Source organism: Cupriavidus basilensis (genome assembly GCF_029335485.1).
In the GTDB taxonomy this organism is placed as follows: domain Bacteria; phylum Pseudomonadota; class Gammaproteobacteria; order Burkholderiales; family Burkholderiaceae; genus Cupriavidus; species Cupriavidus basilensis_E.
On record NZ_JARJLM010000058.1, the window covers coordinates 1 to 1,058 of the forward strand.

The window sequence follows — 1,058 nt, forward strand, 5'->3', positions numbered from 1 at the left end:
AGCGATGCCGCCCTTCCTGGCGCGCTATGGCAGCCGCAGCACGCAGATCGCGCCCTTGCTGGCGGGCTTCGATCCGCAGGCACTGCGCGACTGGGTGCACGGGCTGGGCATCGACACCTTCGTCGGCAGCTCGGGCCGCGTCTTCCCCACCGACATGAAGGCCGCGCCGATGCTGCGCGCATGGCTGCACCGCCTGCGCGAAGCCGGCGTGCAGTTCCATATGCGGCATCGCTGGCTGGGTTGGGAGGACGCGCAGGGAAGTGCTTCAGGCAAGCTACGCTTCGCCACGCCCGACGGCGAGCGGCTGGTGCAGGCCGGCGCGGTGGTGCTGGCGCTGGGCGGCGGCAGCTGGGCGCGGCTCGGTTCGACGGGCGCCTGGGTGCCGCTGCTGGCCGCGCGCGGTGTGGGCGTAGCCCCCTTGCGCCCCGCCAACTGCGGTTTCGACGTGGCCTGGAGCGAGCACTTCAGCACGCGCTTCGCCGGCCAGCCGTTGAAGGCGGTCGCCATCGGCCTGCGCGATCGCGATGGTGGCGAGCACTACCGCCCGGGCGAGTTCGTCATCACCGCGGGCGGCATCGAGGGCAGCCTGGTCTATGCGCTGAGCGCGCCCATGCGCGACCTGCTGGAAACCACCGGCGAGGCCGTGATCCAGCTCGACCTGGCACCCGGCCTCACAGCGGAGCGCGTGGCCGAGGCGGTGCAGCGCCCGCGCGGCGCGCGCTCGCTGTCGAGCCATCTGCAAAGCAAGCTGGGTATCACCGGCGTGAAGGCCGGGCTGCTGCGCGAATGCCTGTCCAAGGAAGAATTCGCCGACCCGGCGCGGCTGGCCGCGGCGCTGAAGGCGCTGCCCGTGCGCCTGCTGCGCGCCCGCCCGCTCGATGAAGTGATCAGCAGCGCGGGCGGGGTCGAGTTCGAGGCCCTGGATGCGCAGCTGATGCTGCGCGCGATACCGGGCGTATTCTGCGCCGGGGAAATGCTGGACTGGGAAGCGCCCACCGGCGGCTACCTGCTGACCGCCTGCTTTGCCAGCGGGCGCGCGGCCGGGCTGGGCGCCGCGG

The 1,058-nt window shown here is 72.7% G+C and carries 1 protein-coding gene; it reads left to right on the forward strand.

Annotated features, from left to right (window positions below; translation table 11 throughout):
• Positions 1–1,058 (forward strand): TIGR03862 family flavoprotein (locus tag P3W85_RS03500; RefSeq protein WP_276263745.1); only part of this gene is annotated, 1,058 nt, incomplete at both ends.